The sequence below is a fragment of the Hymenobacter tibetensis genome (genome assembly GCF_022827545.1).
GTDB lineage: Bacteria > Bacteroidota > Bacteroidia > Cytophagales > Hymenobacteraceae > Hymenobacter > Hymenobacter tibetensis.
Window position 1 is genome coordinate 5,667,584 of the sequence record NZ_CP094669.1, and the last position, 17,470, is coordinate 5,685,053.

Genomic DNA, 17,470 nt, shown 5'->3' on the forward strand with positions numbered 1-17,470 from the left:
GAGTATGGCTGACATTGTGCCGGAGTTGTATGTGGTAGGTGCCGGCCCCGGCGACCCAGAGTTGCTGACGATGAAGGCCTATAAGGTGCTGCAAACCGCGGCCGTTATCCTATATGATAACCTCGCCAACCAGGAACTACTAGCGCTGGCCCCCGCCGCCTGCGAGTGTATCTACGTGGGCAAAAAGCCCTACGGCGACTACACGCCCCAGGAAACCATCCACGAGCTTATTGTGGAAAAGGCACTGGCGCGGGGCCGCGTGATTCGCCTGAAAGGTGGCGACCCATTCATCTTCGGGCGCGGGTTTGAGGAGGTGTTGTTTGCCCGCGCCCATGGCATTGCTACCCACTACATTCCGGGCATTTCCAGCATGCAGGCCGTTGGCTTCGAAGACATTCCGCTTACGCACCGGGTGGTGAGCGAAGGCGTCTGGATGCTGACAGGCACCAAAAAAGACGGCAGCCTATCCGCCGACCTCCGGCTGGCCATGCAAAGCAACTCCACGGTGGTGGTGTACATGGGGCTCAAGAAAGCGGCGGAAATTGCGGCCACCTACTGCGAGATGGGCAAAGGCGACACGCCCGCCGCCATCATTCAGCACGTATCATTGCCCCACCGGAAACTAGCCGTGGGGCCGGTGCGGCAGCTGCCCGAACTAGTGGCCTCCCACGGCATCACCTACCCGGCACTCCTGGTGATTGGTGGCGTGGTAGCGCTGGGCCACAGTGCAGTGTGCGGCAAGCAGAACGCTACTACGCCAGCGCCTTGGCTATCAGCGCTTGTGCATCAGGCGTAAGGGGCAGCTGCAATGCCAGCTCGTGGCCGCGTGGGGTCATCTTGCCCCAGGTTTTCTGTACGATGTCTATTACCTTCTCTTCAGGGTGCTGGCGGGCGAAATCCAGGAAGTAGTGCTCTAGAAACACCAGACAAATCACGTCTTCCAGCAGTTGCATATCCGGGTCGCGGGTGAGCTGCTGCTTCTGCAAGAGGGCCTGCACGCGGGCAATGGTCGGCGGGTCGTAGCTCACCTCGGCGAGTAGCTGCCCGGCCACCTCGGCGTGATATTTTTTGAGCGTATTGCGCCATTGATGGTAGCCCACCCGGTCCATGGGGAAGCTCTGGCGCGGAATAGACCAGCGCCGGATGTGCTGGCAGCGTGCGGCCAAGTGTACGGTTTCAGGGGCCTCGGGCGCAACGCGGGTCAGGCAGGCGCTCATGCGGTGGCCATAGAGCAACTCTTTCGGCCAGGTCTGGCCTGTGGCGTCGGCTTCCTGGTTGGGGTCTTCGGCGTTGGCCGCGTCAAACTTTTCGAGGGCTGCCTGGAAGTGGGGAGAAAACGAACTCATACAGGGAAGAACGCAAAAATCAGCCAATCTAAGCGGGGCTGCGCAACTAAGGTATGGGTAAACCACCCCCTTCTTGCCGGCGCGGGTGCTGAAATCTTGCTCGGTAGTGGTCATCTTTGCCTGCGAATACCCGTAGCGCCCACCCGATTTTCAAGCATGCGAACCAGACTGCGCAGACACGCCCGCCGCATCAAGGTCATTGTCTACCAAGAAACGTTATTCGATTACAAGGAACACTTCTGGACCTTTTTAGGCGCTTTTGTGGGCATTGCCTTGGTGGGTTTGATGAACCGTTATCGGCTGCCCGCCACCGATGCTCCCTTGCTGATTGGCTCGTTCGGTGCGTCTTCAGTCCTGATTTACGGGGTCATCAACAGCCCCTTGGCCCAGCCCCGCAACCTGCTTGGCGGCCACGTACTAAGCGCCATCATTGGCGTGACTATGCAGCGCTGGATTCCGCACGAGATGTGGCTGTCGGGGGCGCTGGCGGTGTCGCTTTCCATCGTGGGTATGCAGGTCACCAAAACGCTGCATCCGCCGGGCGGTGCCACCGCCCTTATTGCCATTATTGGCTCTCCGCAACTTAAGGCGCTCGGCTACTGGTATGTACTGACGCCGGTGCTAACGGGCGTGCTGGTGCTGTTGGGAGTAGCCTTGCTATTCAACAATATCACAACAACACGCCGCTACCCGGCCAACAAGAATTGGTACCGTTTCTGGCTGCGAAAATACGAAGGCTAAGCGCTAAAGGCACGACGGGCACAGTTACTAATGGTTTGATATTAAATACATTACCTTAGCTACAGCGCCTTTCACACCCCTCTGTGCCTTACTGCACCGCTTGCGCCGCCGCTCGTCCGGCAATGCGACCGGAGAACAGGCAACCGCCCAAGAAGGTACCTTCCAGAGCCCGGTAGCCGTGCATGCCGCCGCCCCCAAAACCGGCTACCTCACCGGCCGCGTACAGCCCCGGTACAGGCTGCCCATCGGGGCCGAGCACGCGGCTGGAAAGATCGGTTTTCAAGCCGCCCAGGCTTTTGCGGGTGATGATGTGCAAGCGAACCGCAATGAGAGGGCCTTTGGTGGGGTCGAGCAGTTTGTGGGGTTTGGCTGTCCGGATTAGCTTGTCGCCGAAGTAGTTGCGGGCACCGCGGATGGCCGTAATCTGGCCGTCCTTGCTGAACTTGTTGTCTAGCTGTTGGTCGCGGGCTATGATTTCGCGCTCCAGTGTCTGGAAGTCAATGAGCTGCTCCCCGGTCAGGTCGTTCATGCCTCGCACCAGGTCGGCGAGGGTGTCGCGCACCACAAAATCAACGCCGTGCTGCTTGAAGGCCTCCACCGGCGCCGGCGCCCCTTTACCAAAGGCCCGGCCCAGGGTTTGGCGCCAACTTTTGTTGGTGAGGTCGGGGTTCTGCTCGGAACCCGAAAGCGCAAATTCGTGGCGGATGATTTTCTGGGTGAGCACAAACCAGCTGTAGTCGTGGCCGGTTTGGCGCAGGTGCTTGAGCGTGCCCAGCGTGTCGAAGCCGGGGTACAGCGGACCCGGCAGGCGGTTGCCGCGCGCATCCAGCCACAACGACGAAGGTCCCGGCAGTATGCGAATCCCGTGGTTGCCCCAAATCGGGTTCCAGTTCTGGATGCCCTCGGTGTAGTGCCACATCCGGTCTTGGTTGATGAGGTGCCCGCCTGCCGCTTCCGTGATGCCAAGCATCAAACCGTCCACGTGTTCGGGCACCCCGGAAAGCATGTGCTTGGGAGCCCCGCCCAGGCGCGCTGGCCAGTTCTTGCGTACCAGCTCGTGGTTGGCCCCGAGGCCGCCCGCCGTCACGATAACGGCCTGGCTACGAAAGCTGAATTCTTTTACCATTAGCCGGGACGTTTTCTCGCCCCGTGGCGCCGCACTGGGTTCCAGGATTTCGCCTCGCGCCCCTACTACTACCCCGTTGCTTACGGTAAGCTCCGTTACCCGATGCCGGAACTTCAAGACTAGCAAGCCTTTTGCCACTGCTTCGCGGACGCGTTGCGCAAAGGGGGCAACTACGCCCGTGCCCGTACCCCAGGCCACGTGGAAGCGCGGTACTGAGTTGCCGGGCCCGCGGGCACCGTAGCCGCCCCGCTCGGCCCAGCCCACCACCGGAAACAGCTTGATACCCGCTTGCTGAAGCCAGCTGCGCTTTTCGCCGGCCGCCCACCCCACGTACGCTTCCGCCCAGCGGCGGGGCCAGGTGTCTTCGGGCCGGTCGAAGTCGGCGTTGCCGAGCCAGTCTTGCAGGGCTAGTTCGTAGGAGTCGTGGATGCCCATGCGGCGCTGCTCAGGCGAGTCAACGAGGAACAAGCCGCCGAGCGACCAGAAGGCCTGGCCTCCCATATTCTGCTCGGGCTCCTGATCCAGCAGCAGCACCCGCTTGCCGGCGTCGGCTAGTTCGGTAGCAGCTACCAGGCCGGCTAGGCCCGCCCCAATAATCAATACGTCCGCCTCGGTTTGCATGAGCTGCGCGCTAGCTACCCGTTGCAGAGGCACGGCGCTTCTGACAACAGATGAAGTTGGTTTGATTGCTTGTCTAGCGAATATAAGCAGGATGTTGGCTAATGACGGCCCACCTTGGCAGCTGCGCTGGCCGGCTACCGACAGGACTTCATTTACAGGCTATTAGGTCCGCGCGAAGCGTGGCAACACGCCTGAATATGCGCGGATTTTTAGCACTTCATGGCGCATAGTGCAAATACTAGCTTCTTGGTTTGCAGTTTTCACCAAACAAACCTTGCCCTCTTATAAAGCTGGTTGTCATTCAGTAGGTACAGCTGTTGTAGCCCTGGCCGCGCAGCCCCGAAATGTGCTGGCAGTACTTACCTGGTGCTTCAGGTATTATGTAATTGTAACTATTCATTTTTCGGCCGCCCATTCGTTTTTAATCTGGGTTCGTGGCCTGTCATTTGTATACCTATATAGCATAAGCAAGAAGTATTGATACGAAACATACACGCCGATGCCCCTTACTACACTTACTATCTCGCGCCGACTGCTGTTGGCTGCTTTACTTATTTCTTCGGCCACTGTAGCTACCGCGCAGGTTTCCCAACCCCAACTGCCACCGGCGTACAACAGCATGGTGCGGCTGGGAGTGGACCACTTGGCAATGCCCGAGCACGTGGGGGCGCGGTACCTGGGGCAGTATGCACGGCACCTTCTCCACGACCGGGTGGTGGTAGCTGGCAGCGTTGGGTACTTGAACGTGGCTAATCCGTACCAGCTTGGTGGCGTGCCTTACGTGGTGCAGGGCCGGCGGATCGTGCGTCTTACAACCGACCTAACGGCCTCGTATGACTTCCTGCGTAGCGCCACGCAGGCTCTCCGGCTAGGCGCGGGTCCCTCGCTCTGGTATTGCCAAGACGAGAGTGCCTTGTACACCAATCAAACCGTCAACCCTGATGGTAGCCTGGCCAGCGTAGAGCTTCGGGTGGCTCGTTCGCAACGGATGAACGTAGGGCTCAATATCCTGGCGGAATATGAGCTGGCGCTAGGCTCTCGTACCGCTCTTGGTACACGGGTAGGAGTAGCCAGCATCCGCCATTCGGGTGGTGGCCTCACTGGCATCTTGGGCCTGACGCTGGGGTATCGGTTGTAGTAAGTTGGCACGCTTCCCTGGTGGGCAGCCCAATGGTGTCGAACACCATCGGACCGTTTTGGTTGTAGGGTATGCACCTCTACATTCGCACCCACGTAGCTGCCACCCCTACTCAGGTCTGGACGGGCTTCACCCGGGAATTGTTTCTGGCTCTGGCCCCTCCCTTCCCTCCTTTTCAGTTGTTGCGCTTCGATGGCTGCCACCGCGGCGACGAGGTGCATATTCAGCTGGGGGTCGGACCGCTCAGCACCCGCTGGAACTCGCTCATCACCGACCACGGCACCACTCCCGATGGCACCTATTACTTCGTGGACAAAGGCCAGTTGCTACCGGTGCCGCTACGCTATTGGCAGCATCGGCACCTCATGCAACCCGCCCCAGGCGGAGGCTGCTTTATAGTGGAAGACATTGAATACCGCACCGCTTCGCCATTGTTGGACCGCCTGCTGTGGCCGGTGATGTGGGCGCAGTTTGTATGGCGCCGGCCCATCTATCAGCGCCTGTTTGGCACGCCTGCCACGCCTAATGCTCAGGCCACCTGAGGCTTCAGGGTGCTGCTTGGCTGCGGGTCGGTGGTATCCGGCAGGGCCGCTTCAAGCAAACGCTGGCAGAGCGGCAATAGTGGGGCAAACAGCAACACGCCCGCTACATTGAACAGCACATGCGCGTGGGCAATTTGCCGGGCCACATCGGCATGGCCAGCCAGCAAAAGAACAAGGGCCGTGAACGGCTTGACTAGCAGCAGCCCCAAACTGATGCTGATTAGGTTGAATACCAGATGAAACACGCCCGTGCGAACGGCGGGCCGGCCGCGGCCTACGGTCGCCAGCAACGTATCGGAGCAGGTGCCTAGCTCGGCGCCTAGCATCACGGCAATACCTGCCGGTAACGTCAGCAACCCTTTGCCTGCCAACTTGATAACCATGCCTAGCGTAGCCGACGAGGACTGCACCAGCAGGGTAATGAGGGCCCCGGCGCCAGCACCCCGGACCGGATTTTCCAGCTTCAGCAGCCACGCCTGCACTCCTTTATATTCTTTGAGTGGGGCCGCTGCTTCGCCAATAATAAACAAGCTGAAAAACAGCAGCCCGAAACAAAACAACGCCCGGCCGGCAGTGCGCCCGTTGCGTTTCTTGCTGAGGGAGAGCAACAGTAGCCCGGGCAACATGGCCAGCACCGCATATTGCCCTAAATCAAACGCAAACAATTGGCTGGAAATAGTGGTACCGATATTGGCCCCCAGCACTACGCCCAGCGAATTACGAAACGGCAACGCTCCGGCACTTACCAAAGCAATAACCAGAATGATAACCACCGACGAGGAATCGAGCAGGGTGGTAACCACCGTGCCGGTGATGATGGCGGCCGGAATACTCTTGGTGCAGCGGTGCAGAATGTCTTTGGTCCGCTCGCCGGCCACGTGACGCAGGGCCAGCGCCAGCCGGCTCACCGCGTACAAAAATAGTACGAGTCCGGAAGCAGCTAGCAAGCTGATAGAAAGCGGAGAAGAGGCCATATGGGGAAGCTGGCTACGTAGGAAACCAACCGGTACCTTTCAACGCAGAGCTAGCACCGGATGCCACTGTTGGGTCATGAAGAAATTGTTACGTCACCCGACCCCACCGCTTTCACGTACCTTCCGTTATTCCGATATCTGGCAAGCTGCCGGATTCGTTTGCTTTCTCCTGCCGCTTTTCTATGCTTATGCGCTTTCTGCCCGTCTGTCGGCCGTCGTTTCTTTCGTTGACATCTGGAATCCTGCTGTTGCTGGGAGTGGGCACCTCTAGCTGTCAGAGCACCAAAGTGGCGTATCAGTTTCGGCCAGCGGCGGCCTCATCAACTGCCGCACGGGTGCCGAAGCCGAAGGCGCAACCCGCTCCTGCTGTTTTCGCGCAGCCTGTTTCAACTCCTGCGCCTGTTGTAGCAACCCCTTCTACTCCAGTCCGGATACCGGCACGCCGCCTGGCTCGGCTCCAACGGCAAGTAGCTTCGGCTGTGGCAGTTGCTCCTAAGGCTGTAGTTCGGCTACGGCAGGAGTCGGCCACGCAAAAGGTGCAGCGGCACCAGGCCCGACCGCACAGCACCACGGAAGTCGGCTTAGGCACTACGGTGTTAGGGGTACTGGGGCTGGTTGTACTGCCCATTTCGCTGATCGGCCTGTTGATCTGGGGCGGACCTGTCTGGGCTATTCTGGCTGGACTTTCTGCGTTGGCTATCCTCGTTGCCTACCTCGATCCTTTCGGGTAAGCGACGCGCACCCCTGAACGCTTCAGTGGGTTGAAAGGCCGGATTTCTCCCAGAAAACTGCGCTACATATCGAGCACCATTTTCACGTCGGTGCGCTGGTAGGGGCTGGCGGGTACGGGCACATGGCGGAAGCCTAGCTTGCGGTACAGTGCCAGCGCGGGCACCAGGCGGGAATTCGACAGCAGCTCCACCTGACGGGCACCCAACTCACGCGCTTTCACAACGGCGGCTTTCCCCAGCGTATACCCAATACCAAGCCCTTGCACCGCCGGCGACACCGCCATTTTGGCTAGTTCAAACACGCCGTGCCCTTCGTTGAGCAAAGCGCACGTACCAACCAGGGCACCCTGGTATTCCGCCATCAGAATAGCGCCTCCGGGTTCCAAGATGTAGCGTTGCGGCTCGTCAAGCATTTGGTAATCTGGGGCTTCCATTGTAAAGAACTGCATTATCCACTCTTCGTTGAGCTTGCGAAACACTGGCTGGTGCGCCGGGATGTAGTCGAGGATTTGGGTGGCGTGCATGAGCAAACAAGATAGATTCTTCCACTGAAGATAGGACGGCCAACCCGCTACCTGCGTTTGGTAGGCGCAGCCAGGGGCTACTACGTGTCTTTCATCAAAGGAATGGCCGGAGGTGAAGACCACCAAATGGCTTTGGCGTACCTTTGGGCTTTCTTGTTTTGTTTGCCTCCCCCTCATGCCCGCTACCATCACGCTCAAGCCCGGTAAAGACCAATCCCTCCGTCGTCGTCACCCGTGGGTGTTTTCGGGGGCCATTGCCCGCATGCAGGGCGAGGTAATAGAAGGCGAAGTGGTGCTGGTGCAAGCCTCGAACGGCGAGGTATTGGGCATGGGCCACTATGCACCCGGCTCTATTGCGGTGCGCATGCTGGACTTTGGCCCCGCCGCCCAGCTGCCCGACGCCAGCTTTTGGGAAGCTCGTATCCGCAACGCCTACCAGCTTCGGCAGGGCTTAGGCTTAACGGGCACCGGCAGCACCAACGTCTACCGCCTTACCCACGCCGAGGGCGACGGGCTGCCCGGCCTTATCATTGATGTGTACGGCGACGTAGCCGTGGTGCAGGCCCACAGCGCCGGCATGTACAAGGCGCGTCCGCTGATTGCGGCAGCATTGCAGGCGGTGATTCCCGGCCTCCGCGCCATCTACGACAAGAGCGCCGAAACCGTACCTACCAAAGCGGCTCCCGATGCCAAAAACGGCTACTTGCTGGGCGAAAGCAACGGCGCGGAGCATATTGTGCAGGAAAACGGCCATCCTTTCGCGGTGGATTGGGAAACGGGTCAGAAGACTGGTTTCTTCATCGACCAGCGCGACAATCGCAGCTTGCTAGCGCGCTACGCCCCTGGCCGCCGCGTGCTCAACACGTTCTGCTACACCGGTGGCTTTAGCTCCTACGCCCTGCAAGCTGGGGCCGAGCTAGTGCACTCCGTTGATTCCAGCAAGAAAGCCATCGAGCTAACCGAGCGCAACGCCGCCCTCACTGGCCTCGACAACAAGCACGCTGCCTACGCCGAAGACGTGTTCAGCTTCCTGAAAAGCAGCCAGGAGCAGTACGATCTTATCGTGCTCGACCCACCGGCGTTTGCCAAGCACCTCTCGGCCCGCCACAACGCTTTGATGGGCTACAAGCGCCTCAATGCCGCTGGTATCAAGCAGATTGCGCCGGGCGGACTACTCTTCACGTTCAGCTGTTCGCAGGTGGTATCGGCCGAGCTGTTTGAGGGCGCCGTGCTGGCGGCTGCTATCGAAGCAGGCCGTCCCGCCCGCATCCTGCACCGCCTCACCCAACCCGCCGACCACCCCGTGAGCTTGTTCCATCCCGAGGGCGAGTACCTCAAGGGGCTGGTACTGGCCGTGGAGTAGCAGCCAGGGTAGCAGTTGCTTGGCTTATGCTCCTGCCTTCCGTAGCCGGGGCATAGCTTTCAACGCCTTCTTCACCAAATGGTCGGTAACGTAACCGGAACTCGGTTGAAAGAAGCCGGGAGTACCCCGCTCAGTGTGCTTCGAAACCACTTCCCCAGTGGCCCGATATACGGTTAGATCTACCCTCACTTCTTCGATAAAACCCGACGCAGTAGGCACCAAGGTAACAGTAGCGGGCGTGGTAGACTCAGCGGCTACTGCCTGCACCTGTTGCAGCGCCCCGTGGAATATTCGCTGATGATACACGTGCGTGACCACTACCAGCGCACTCTTTTCACTAGCCGCCAAAGAACGGGCCCAAACGGCATCTGACTGCATGGCAGTAACAGGCTTCGCGGTTTCACCGGGTATCGCCACGGTGGCTTTGCGGGCGTGCTTCAGAAACCATACCTGCAACCGGTCATGGATTTGGTTGGCCTCGGCAGCGGCCACAATAGGCTCCGGGAGCAATATAGAACCATTGGGCGGGGTAACGATGTACGACACGATGGGTAGAGGCAACGCCACTATAAGTGCGGCTCCTGTAGCACCAGAAGATGTAGTGTGCGGGGGCAACCACTCGACAGCAAGGCCACCAGGGCAACCATCATGGGCGGATGTGTAAAAGAAGAAAACATATAGCAGCTGATAATGGTAGAACGGGTAACCTATTTTCGGGTACTGAGGCCAGCATGATGCCATTGTCAGTACATGCCCCGCTGCTGGCTATTACATTTTAATTGCGCTGTTTGAAAGCCACTTCCATTACACCTGCTTCCCAGCCTGCGGCCATTGTTGGGGCGGGCATTGGCGGTATTGCCACCGCCGTACGGTTGGCTGTGCGCGGGCACCGCGTTACGGTGTTTGAGGCGCAGGAAAGCTTTGGGGGCAAAATGCACCAGTTGGAGCTGCCGGGCGGCTACCGGTTCGATGGGGGGCCGTCGTTGTTTACGCTGCCGCACCTCGTCGATGAGCTGTTTGAGCTAGCGGGCCGCAACCCCGCCGTTTACTTCCGCTACCAGCGCCTCGACCCGATTACGCAGTATTTTTTCGCCGATGGTACCCGCCTCACGGCCTGGGCCGACGAAGAGAAATTTGCGGCCGAAGTGGAAACCAAGCTGCACGTCCCGGCCGCCGACGTGCTGGCTTTTCTGAAGCGCAGCCGCCACGCCTACTCGGCCACGGCGGATACGTTCCTGCAAAAATCGTTGCACAAAGTCGGCACCTACCTCAGCCCCGATGTGCTGAAAGCCATGGCGGCAGTGCCTCAGCTTGGCTTACTGGAAACCATGCACCAGCGCCATCAGGCGGCCTTCCCGCAGGATGCACGCCTTGTGCAGCTCTTCGACCGGTTTGCCACCTACAACGGCTCCGACCCCTACCAGGCACCGGCCACGCTCAGCATGATTCCGCACCTCGAGCATGGGCTGGGCGCGTTCTACCCCGAAGGCGGCATCTATGCCATTGCACAAAGCCTGGTGCGGCTAGCCGAAGAACTAGGGGTAGAGTTTCGCTACCAAGAACCCGTGCTGGAAATTCTAACGGCGGAAGGCCGCGTAACGGGTGTCCGTACCGAGCAAGATGTGTACGATGTCGGGCTGGTGGTCAGCAACATGGACGTGGTGCCTACCTACCGCCGGCTGCTGCCTACGCAGCCTGCCCCGGAGCGTACGCTCAGCCAGCCACGGTCGTCCTCGGCCCTGATTTTCTATTGGGGAGTGGCGCGGCGGTTTCCGGAGTTGGGGGTGCACAACATCTTTTTTTCGGAAAATTATCAGCAGGAATTCGAGGCTATCTTTCAGCAAAAGACCGTTAGCCCCGACCCTACGGTGTACGTCAACATCACGAGCGGCCACACGCCCGCCGATGCGCCACCCGGCCACGAAAACTGGTTTGTGATGGTGAACGTACCCCATGACCAAGGCCAGGATTGGTCGGCCCTCATCAACCAAACCCGGCAAGCCGTGCTAGCGCGCGTCAGCCGGGCTCTGGGTACCGATGTAGCCGCGCTGATCCGGGCCGAGCACGTGTGGGACCCGCCGGGTATTGCCGCGCGTACGTCGTCGTTTGGGGGAGCCTTGTATGGCAGTTCCAGCAACAACACCATGGCAGCTTTTCTGCGGCATCCCAACTTTTCGCGGAAGCTGGAAGGGCTGTACTTTTGCGGCGGCTCGGTGCACCCAGGTGGCGGCATTCCGTTGTGCCTGCTCTCGGCCCGCATCGTTTCCGACTTAGTTAAGAACGAGAAATGACAAACGAAAAAGGGGCCTGAAACGTCAACAGACGCAGCCCCGCGTTGCTTTTCTCTTCTTGATTCATACTTCCTTTCTATGCCCGATCCAACTCAACAATATCCAGCCCCAGCCACCACACAGTTGGCCGCTCAGCAACGACGGCTGCGTATTGCACAAGGCATTCTGCTTTTGTTTCATGTAACGGGCTTCATCGGCCTTGGCTTCTCCCAAGATCCTTCGTTCTACTTGCAGTTTGTGCCCCTCAATCTGCTGCTCACGGTTGGGCTGCTGCTGGCGTTTCAACCACAGCGCAACATCACGTTCGTGTGGTTCTGCCTCGTGACTATGGCCGTGGGCTTCTTTGTGGAAGTAGCTGGTATCCGAACGGGGTTGCTGTTTGGCCAGTATGAATACGGCCCAACTCTGGGTAGTAAGTGGTTAGGCGTTCCCTTGATCATTGGGGTGAACTGGCTGATGCTCACTTACACCACGGGTATTCTGGCGCGCTACCTGCCATTGCCAGCCTTCGGCCGAGCCTTGGTGGCTACGTTCCTGATGGTAGGCCTCGATGTGTGTTTGGAGCCCATAGCCGTTCGTTACGACTTCTGGCAGTGGCGTTTCGACGTAATTCCTTTCCTCAATTTCAAAGGATGGTTTATCGTCTCACTTATCTTACAGGTGTTTTTCAACCGCTCGGATTTTGTGAAGCGTAACGACTTGGCTCCCTTCGTGTACATGGTGCAGCTGTTGTTCTTTTTCGGCCTGAGTTTTTTAGGCTAACGCATTCAGTGAAAATAACTTCGTTTAGGAATACTATTTGCTAGTGCTAATTACGTTAACATCCGAAGCCCACGTCTCATCCAATTAGTTTCTCCTATGGAGCAAGTAGTACTCCATCAATTACTTGATAAAGCAAACCTATTGTTCCGGTCCGTGGGATTAGGTCTTTTGCACGAAGAGCAAATAGCCGTGGCGCTGGACCTAAGCTTGCTGGCATTTCGGAACCAGTTCGGGTCCAAAGCAGAGCTAGTTACGCAGGTTATTCGCCGCAACTTAGAGCGGCAGCGTTACGAGCACGACCAGCTATTCGGCAACTTAGGTACACCGGTGGAATGTCTGCTGGCGTTGCTCCACCACAGTCTTCACGAGTTGCGCCGCTCGCCCCACTACGACTACCATGTGATGCGTGACCAATATCCGCAGGCTTGGAATGCTATTCAGGACTACCTGGAGCAGTACTCGTACCCGCTGCTCACGCGTTTGCTGCAGGAAGGCATCATCGAAGGGCAGTTCCGCGCCGACCTCAACGCACCATTTATTGCCCGCATCATGCTGGCACAGTTCAGCCTCGTAGTCAATGAGCAACTCTTCCCCCCTGACTACAACAACCTGGCTGATGTGTACCGCAACATCTTCTTTTATTATGTACGTGGCCTTTGCACCGAAGAAGGTGCCCGTCTGGCTACCACGCACTTTCTTCGCATGTAGTGAGCGAGGTTTGTCTGCCAGCGCGGACAGTCCCTACAAACCAATCGGGCCCCGACTTCTTGAAGTCGGGGCCCGATTGGTTTGTAGGGACCATAGACCACCTTGCGCAGGAACCCACAACCCTTCCTAGTCGTTTGGTTTAGTGTAACCCGGAGCATATCAATGGCCTGTTGGCCTTTGCTTCCCTCCTACTGATTTCACGCTCGTTAACAGCCACTTACACTTGCTCAGCGCAGCTCGGCAGCTTGTGCTAGGCGTAGCGTTGCGCGGGTCTTTCCACTGCTTTTCCTTTCTATGCAAAACATAATTTTCTTCGGTGACAGCCTGACGGCCGGCTATCAGCTACCCGCCAGCGCGTCCTTCCCAAGTGTGCTCCAGCAGCGAATCGACTCGCTGGACTTACCCTACAAGACTTTCAACTACGGCGTAAGCGGCGAGACTAGCGCGGGCGGCCGACTGCGCCTTGCCAGCGTGCTGAACCGCCAACCCGTTGATGTATTTGTGCTGGCATTGGGCGCCAACGACGGCCTGCGCGGCATCCCGGTCCGCGAAACCACCCAAAACCTGCAAACCATCATCGACCAAGTAAAGCTCAAGTACCCGGATGCCCGCATTGTGTTGGTTGGGCTGGAGTTCCCCTTCGACTTGGGTCCGTTGGGTGGCCACCGTATGGCGCGTTATGCACTCGAATTCAAGGCTTTATTCCGTGAATTAGCCGAGAAAAACAGCGTGCCCTTCGTGCCCTTCTTGCTGCAGGGGGTAATCGGCCGCCGCGAGCTAAATCTCCCCGATGGTGTGCACCCCAACGCCGCTGGCCAGAAGATTCTGGCGGACAACGTGTGGGCTGTCTTGAGCGATGTACTAGCAGCTAAGGTCTGAAGCCAACGAAAAGACTAGTGGCTAACGAACTAGTTTCCCTCCTTGAAAGAAAGGGGAAGCTAGTTTGTTAGCCACTAGTCTTTTCAGCCGTTAATTATGTCTTGGGCTACTTGGCGTTGTACAGCTTCTGGTAGTACTCAGTGGCCATGCGGTGTGACTCGAACTCGGGTTCTACTTCGCGCATTGCGGTTTTCACTACTTCCAGGTACTTATCGGGCTGGCCGTAGTAGAGCGGCACGATTTCGTTTTCCAGTACATCGAGCAAGTTGGTGGCTTCGATGTCGTCCTTCACATTGTCGGCCTGGTAAGGGTCGGTGTGGGGGATGATGAAGCTGTTTTCGCCGTGACGAGCAAATTCGGGTACCCAACCGTCGGCGATGCTGAGGCTAACGGAACCGTTCATGGCGGCGGTCATGCCGCTGGTGCCGGAGGCTTCGCGGGGGTAGCGGGGTGTGTTCAGCCAGATGTCGGAACCGCGCTTGAGGTAGCCTGATAGGGTCAGCTCATAACCCGTCAGCACCGCGCAGTTGTTGAGCGGCTTGACTTTGCGGATGATGTCGTTGAAGAGGCCGATGGCGCCGTAGTCCTTCGGATAGGGCTTGCCGGCCCACAAGACCTGCACGGGACGGTCGGTGTTGTTGATGATGCCAAGGAACCGCTCGAAATGACGCAGAATCAGGTCGGCGCGTTTGTAACCGGCGAAGCGGCGGGCCCACACTACGGTCAGGACGTCGGGGTTGAGCAGAGTGCCGGTTTGGTCGGCTACGATGTCGAAGAGTTGCTTTTTCAGCTTGCGCTTGCGGGCGAGCAGGGCCGTATCGTCGTTGGCTTCGAGGGCGGCGTGCAGTTGCTGGTCGCGCCAGTAGGTGCCGTTTTGGGCGTTGGTGATGGCAATGATGGGACAGATGCCTTTGTTGCTGCCCCACATTTCGTTGGCAACGGTGCCGTGCACTTTGCTTACGCCGTTGGAGAGGCGCGAAAAGCGCAGGGCGGTAAGTGTGTAGTTCAGTTGGCCGTTTTCCACGCCCGCTACGCGGGTGATTTCCTCGGCGGGCACCGACCCGAAGAACGACATCTTCGCCAGCAGTTGCAGCGGGTGCTCCTCGTTGCCGGCTAGCTCGGGCGTGTGCGTGGTGAATACCAAGCGCTTCCGCACTTCTTCCAGCTGCCGACCGTGCTTTTCGTAGAGGTAGAACGCCAGCGGCAAACCGTGACCCTCGTTGAGATGGTACACATCCACGTTCACGCCTAATATGTCGAGCAGCTTACCGCCGCCCACGCCGAGCAAGATGCTTTGCGCGATACGAGCGGCCGTGTCGGCGTCGTAGAGGTGGTGGGAGATGGTGCGCGAGATAAAGTCGTTTTCGGGAATGTCGGTGGTGAGGAAGAACATCGGGGCCGTGCCGAACGTGTCGGGGGCTAGGTAGAGGGCCTTCACGTGCACATCCACATCGTGGATGGTGATGGGGAAGGTGATGCCGGTGTCCTGGAGGAAGGAATACGACTTCTGGCGGAAGTCGGCGCGCATGGTTTGGTCTTCGTTGCGACCTTGGTCGTAGTAGCCGAAGCTCCACAGAATGCCAATGCCCACCAGGTTTTGCTTGAGCTCGTAGGCCGAGCGCATGTGCGAGCCAGCTAGGAAGCCGAGGCCCCCGGAATAGGTTTTCAGGGCCTGATCCAGGGCAAATTCCATGGAGAAGTACGCCGCCTGCGTCGTGAATTCGGCAGCGGGAGAGTAGGGTTTAAATTCGAAAGCCATTGAAAAAGGAGGTCAGAGAAAAGGTAGCTCAACCAAGCCACCCACAGCCCCGGCATACGGCCAGCACAGCAATACGTTCGGGGCAAGCGCCGGCCAAGGTGCGGACATTCCAAGTGAAAAACAAAGCGTACTAGGTGCGCCTCAGTGTGCCCCAAGCGGAATCATCGGAAAATCAAGGGCAAGAGCAGCCGCACTTACGGCAGCCGGAAAACACATGTAAGGGGTAGCTACTCGGCGTTTTGTGGTTTGAAAAGCAGAGCTGTCAGGTTGGAGGGATACAGGTATAAATAGGCTAATTCATATGACTATATGGAGCAGTCTGCACAAGGCCAAGATTGGAAAACTGTTGTAAGTTGACACAACCGTAACATTTAGTTTGGTCTAACTAGCTGATTGACTAGGTAGTTTTGCGCTCTTGTCCTACTCCAACCCCAACCCTAAACAAGCTTAGATGAAGTTCACTCCTTTACTTGCCACCGCGCTACTGACGCTGTCGATTGCCTGCTCCAAAGTAGAGCCTACGCCAAGCGCTGCTCCTAGCGTAACTACTGCCGCTGCCGATGTTAGCGCCGCAGGATTTCCGGAAGGGTTTGAAACCGGCACCAAAACCGCCTACACCACCGGCTCCGTCACACTCGGCTCCGGCTCCTGGACCTTGAACGACGCCCTGATCGGCAACACCACCGCCGACGCCAAAACCGGCAGTCAATCGGTGCGAGTGCGCAACGTGGGCACGGTGGGCATGAACTTCAATACCACTACGGGCGCGGGTGTCGTGACGGTTAACCACGCGGTGTATGGCACCGATGCTAGCTCGCAGTGGGAGCTATGGGCAAGCCAAAACAGCGGCAGCTCCTACGTGAAAGTGGGCAGCACCATCACGAGCAGCAGTGCTACGCTGAGCACGGCTTCGTTCAGCGTGAACCTGAGCGGCAGCGTGCGGCTGCAAATCCGCAAGATTTCCGGCGGCACCAACCGCATCAACATCGACAACGTGACGGTGGAGCAGTACGGCAGCGGGGGCGGCACCACGCCCCCACCTGCTACCGGCGGCAAGAAGTTTCTCTTTGACGGTTCGCACGGCGAGCTGGCCGGCAATGCCGATTGGGTGCTCGACGTGAACAGCGGGGTGGCTTCGCGCTACCCATCGCCGGCCCAAAGCGGCATCACCAGCACCACCTCCGAAACCTACTGGACCGGCGCTATTTCGGCGTGGGGCGTGGCCTTGGCCAAGCAGGGCCACACCGTGGAGCAGCTACCGGCCGGCGCGGCCATCAGCTACGGCAACACCGCCAACCCGCAGGACCTGAGCTACTACAGCGTATTTGTGGTCGATGAACCCAACATCATCTTCACGGCCACCGAGAAAACGGCCATCCTGCGGTTTGTGCAGAACGGTGGCGGCTTGTTCATGATTTCCGACCACGACATCTCGGACCGCAACAACGACGGCTACGACTCACCCGACATCTGGAATGACTTGATGCAGAACAACTCGGTGCAAGCCAACCCCTTCGGCTTCACGGTGAACCTCGACAACATTGTGGAAAACAGCAGCAACGTCCGCACCGGCACCAACCCCATCCTGAATGGCTCGCAAGGCGCCGTGTCGCAGCTCTCCTTCCACAACGGCGCGACCATGACACTTAACCCCACCGCCAACAGCACGGTGCAGGGCCTAATCTGGCGCAGCTCCGCCACGCAGGGCAACAACTTGGCTATGGCTGCCAGCAGCACCTTCGGCTCGGGCCGCGTGGTTATCATCGGCGACTCTTCTCCTGCCGACGACGGCACCGGCTCGCCCGGCAACACCGTGTACGACGGCTGGGGCGAAAACGTAAGTCACCCCCGCTTGCACCTCAACGCCTCGCTCTGGTTGGCCAAGCTGCAATAGCGTCCTCGTAAGAGATAGAACAAGCTCACTTAGCTCTTCCTATTCGTTTCCGAAAGCCCTGCCAGCCGGTG

The 17,470-nt window shown here is 58.6% G+C and carries 17 protein-coding genes; 11 read left to right on the forward strand and 6 right to left on the reverse strand.

What is annotated here, in order from left to right:
- Nucleotides 1-4: 4 nt before the first annotated feature.
- Nucleotides 5-796 (forward strand): uroporphyrinogen-III C-methyltransferase, encoded by a 792-nt coding sequence (gene cobA / locus MTX78_RS22890; protein WP_243798668.1) that lies wholly within the window; start codon nt 5-7, stop codon nt 794-796.
- On the opposite strand, the gene MTX78_RS22895 is transcribed toward cobA, so the two are convergent.
- Nucleotides 753-1,346, reverse strand: coding sequence for a DUF4202 domain-containing protein (locus MTX78_RS22895; protein ID WP_243798669.1), 594 nt, complete (start codon nt 1,344-1,346; stop codon nt 753-755). The two genes, cobA and MTX78_RS22895, sit on opposite strands and share 44 nt — an antisense overlap.
- Nucleotides 1,347-1,502: 156 nt before the next feature.
- Between MTX78_RS22895 and MTX78_RS22900 the strand changes: the two genes are divergently transcribed.
- Nucleotides 1,503-2,087, forward strand: a complete 585-nt coding sequence (locus tag MTX78_RS22900; protein WP_243798671.1) for an HPP family protein — start codon at nt 1,503-1,505, stop codon at nt 2,085-2,087.
- A gap of 88 nt (nt 2,088-2,175) precedes the next feature.
- Here MTX78_RS22900 and MTX78_RS22905 read toward each other — a convergent pair whose 3' ends face one another.
- Nucleotides 2,176-3,834, reverse strand: coding sequence for an FAD-binding dehydrogenase (locus MTX78_RS22905; protein ID WP_243798673.1), 1,659 nt, complete (start codon nt 3,832-3,834; stop codon nt 2,176-2,178).
- Between the two features lie 499 nt (nt 3,835-4,333).
- Between MTX78_RS22905 and MTX78_RS22910 the strand changes: the two genes are divergently transcribed.
- Nucleotides 4,334-4,972 (forward strand): hypothetical protein, encoded by a 639-nt coding sequence (locus MTX78_RS22910; RefSeq protein ID WP_243798674.1) that lies wholly within the window; start codon nt 4,334-4,336, stop codon nt 4,970-4,972.
- Nucleotides 4,973-5,043: 71 nt separating this feature from the next.
- Nucleotides 5,044-5,514: an SRPBCC family protein gene (locus MTX78_RS22915; RefSeq protein ID WP_243798676.1), complete on the forward strand. Its 471-nt coding sequence runs from the start codon at nt 5,044-5,046 to the stop codon at nt 5,512-5,514.
- On the opposite strand, the gene MTX78_RS22920 is transcribed toward MTX78_RS22915, so the two are convergent.
- Nucleotides 5,502-6,488 carry a Na/Pi cotransporter family protein gene (locus tag MTX78_RS22920; RefSeq protein WP_243798678.1) on the reverse strand — a complete coding sequence of 329 codons (987 nt, stop codon included), beginning with the start codon at nt 6,486-6,488 and terminating at the stop codon, nt 5,502-5,504. The two genes, MTX78_RS22915 and MTX78_RS22920, sit on opposite strands and share 13 nt — an antisense overlap.
- Nucleotides 6,489-6,676: 188 nt before the next feature.
- Here MTX78_RS22920 and MTX78_RS22925 point away from each other — a divergent pair, with 188 nt between their 5' ends.
- Entirely contained in the window at nt 6,677-7,219 is a 543-nt protein-coding gene (locus MTX78_RS22925) for a hypothetical protein (protein WP_243798680.1), read from the forward strand.
- Between the two features lie 62 nt (nt 7,220-7,281).
- Here MTX78_RS22925 and MTX78_RS22930 read toward each other — a convergent pair whose 3' ends face one another.
- Nucleotides 7,282-7,743, reverse strand: a complete 462-nt coding sequence (locus MTX78_RS22930) for a GNAT family N-acetyltransferase (RefSeq protein WP_243798681.1) — start codon at nt 7,741-7,743, stop codon at nt 7,282-7,284.
- 175 nt (nt 7,744-7,918) lie between these two features.
- Here MTX78_RS22930 and MTX78_RS22935 point away from each other — a divergent pair, with 175 nt between their 5' ends.
- Nucleotides 7,919-9,106, forward strand: coding sequence for a class I SAM-dependent rRNA methyltransferase (locus MTX78_RS22935; RefSeq protein WP_243798683.1), 1,188 nt, complete (start codon nt 7,919-7,921; stop codon nt 9,104-9,106).
- Nucleotides 9,107-9,130: 24 nt separating this feature from the next.
- Here MTX78_RS22935 and MTX78_RS22940 read toward each other — a convergent pair whose 3' ends face one another.
- Entirely contained in the window at nt 9,131-9,652 is a 522-nt protein-coding gene (locus MTX78_RS22940; RefSeq protein ID WP_243798685.1) for a hypothetical protein, read from the reverse strand.
- A gap of 242 nt (nt 9,653-9,894) precedes the next feature.
- On the opposite strand from MTX78_RS22940, the gene crtD reads away from it, so the two are divergent.
- The 4 genes from crtD (at nt 9,895) to MTX78_RS22960 (ending at nt 13,746) form a co-directional block, all read left to right on the forward strand.
- Nucleotides 9,895-11,397, forward strand: coding sequence for a 1-hydroxycarotenoid 3,4-desaturase CrtD (gene crtD, locus MTX78_RS22945; protein ID WP_243798687.1), 1,503 nt, complete (start codon nt 9,895-9,897; stop codon nt 11,395-11,397).
- A 78-nt stretch (nt 11,398-11,475) separates the two neighbouring features.
- Nucleotides 11,476-12,159, forward strand: coding sequence for a carotenoid biosynthesis protein (locus MTX78_RS22950; RefSeq protein WP_243798689.1), 684 nt, complete (start codon nt 11,476-11,478; stop codon nt 12,157-12,159).
- A gap of 96 nt (nt 12,160-12,255) precedes the next feature.
- Nucleotides 12,256-12,867, forward strand: a complete 612-nt coding sequence (locus tag MTX78_RS22955; RefSeq protein ID WP_243798690.1) for a TetR/AcrR family transcriptional regulator — start codon at nt 12,256-12,258, stop codon at nt 12,865-12,867.
- 294 nt (nt 12,868-13,161) lie between these two features.
- Entirely contained in the window at nt 13,162-13,746 is a 585-nt protein-coding gene (locus tag MTX78_RS22960) for an arylesterase (RefSeq protein WP_243798692.1), read from the forward strand.
- A gap of 106 nt (nt 13,747-13,852) precedes the next feature.
- Here MTX78_RS22960 and glgP read toward each other — a convergent pair whose 3' ends face one another.
- Nucleotides 13,853-15,505, reverse strand: coding sequence for an alpha-glucan family phosphorylase (gene glgP, locus MTX78_RS22965; protein WP_243798694.1), 1,653 nt, complete (start codon nt 15,503-15,505; stop codon nt 13,853-13,855).
- Between the two features lie 451 nt (nt 15,506-15,956).
- On the opposite strand from glgP, the gene MTX78_RS22970 reads away from it, so the two are divergent.
- Nucleotides 15,957-17,399, forward strand: coding sequence for a hydrolase (locus MTX78_RS22970; protein WP_243798695.1), 1,443 nt, complete (start codon nt 15,957-15,959; stop codon nt 17,397-17,399).
- Nucleotides 17,400-17,470: the final 71 nt, after the last annotated feature.

Coding starts and splice junctions, on each gene's coding strand:
- MTX78_RS22925 (WP_243798680.1), top strand. CDS start 6,677: ATGCGCTTTCTGCCCGTCTGTCGGCCGTCGTTTCTTTCGTTGACATCT.
- cobA (WP_243798668.1), top strand. CDS start 5: ATGGCTGACATTGTGCCGGAGTTGTATGTGGTAGGTGCCGGCCCCGGC.
- MTX78_RS22970 (WP_243798695.1), top strand. CDS start 15,957: ATGAAGTTCACTCCTTTACTTGCCACCGCGCTACTGACGCTGTCGATT.
- MTX78_RS22960 (WP_243798692.1), top strand. CDS start 13,162: ATGCAAAACATAATTTTCTTCGGTGACAGCCTGACGGCCGGCTATCAG.
- MTX78_RS22900 (WP_243798671.1), top strand. CDS start 1,503: ATGCGAACCAGACTGCGCAGACACGCCCGCCGCATCAAGGTCATTGTC.
- MTX78_RS22930 (WP_243798681.1), bottom strand. CDS start 7,743: ATGCACGCCACCCAAATCCTCGACTACATCCCGGCGCACCAGCCAGTG.
- MTX78_RS22920 (WP_243798678.1), bottom strand. CDS start 6,488: ATGGCCTCTTCTCCGCTTTCTATCAGCTTGCTAGCTGCTTCCGGACTC.
- MTX78_RS22895 (WP_243798669.1), bottom strand. CDS start 1,346: ATGAGTTCGTTTTCTCCCCACTTCCAGGCAGCCCTCGAAAAGTTTGAC.
- MTX78_RS22950 (WP_243798689.1), top strand. CDS start 11,476: ATGCCCGATCCAACTCAACAATATCCAGCCCCAGCCACCACACAGTTG.
- MTX78_RS22935 (WP_243798683.1), top strand. CDS start 7,919: ATGCCCGCTACCATCACGCTCAAGCCCGGTAAAGACCAATCCCTCCGT.
- glgP (WP_243798694.1), bottom strand. CDS start 15,505: ATGGCTTTCGAATTTAAACCCTACTCTCCCGCTGCCGAATTCACGACG.
- MTX78_RS22915 (WP_243798676.1), top strand. CDS start 5,044: ATGCACCTCTACATTCGCACCCACGTAGCTGCCACCCCTACTCAGGTC.
- MTX78_RS22955 (WP_243798690.1), top strand. CDS start 12,256: ATGGAGCAAGTAGTACTCCATCAATTACTTGATAAAGCAAACCTATTG.
- MTX78_RS22905 (WP_243798673.1), bottom strand. CDS start 3,834: ATGCAAACCGAGGCGGACGTATTGATTATTGGGGCGGGCCTAGCCGGC.
- MTX78_RS22910 (WP_243798674.1), top strand. CDS start 4,334: ATGCCCCTTACTACACTTACTATCTCGCGCCGACTGCTGTTGGCTGCT.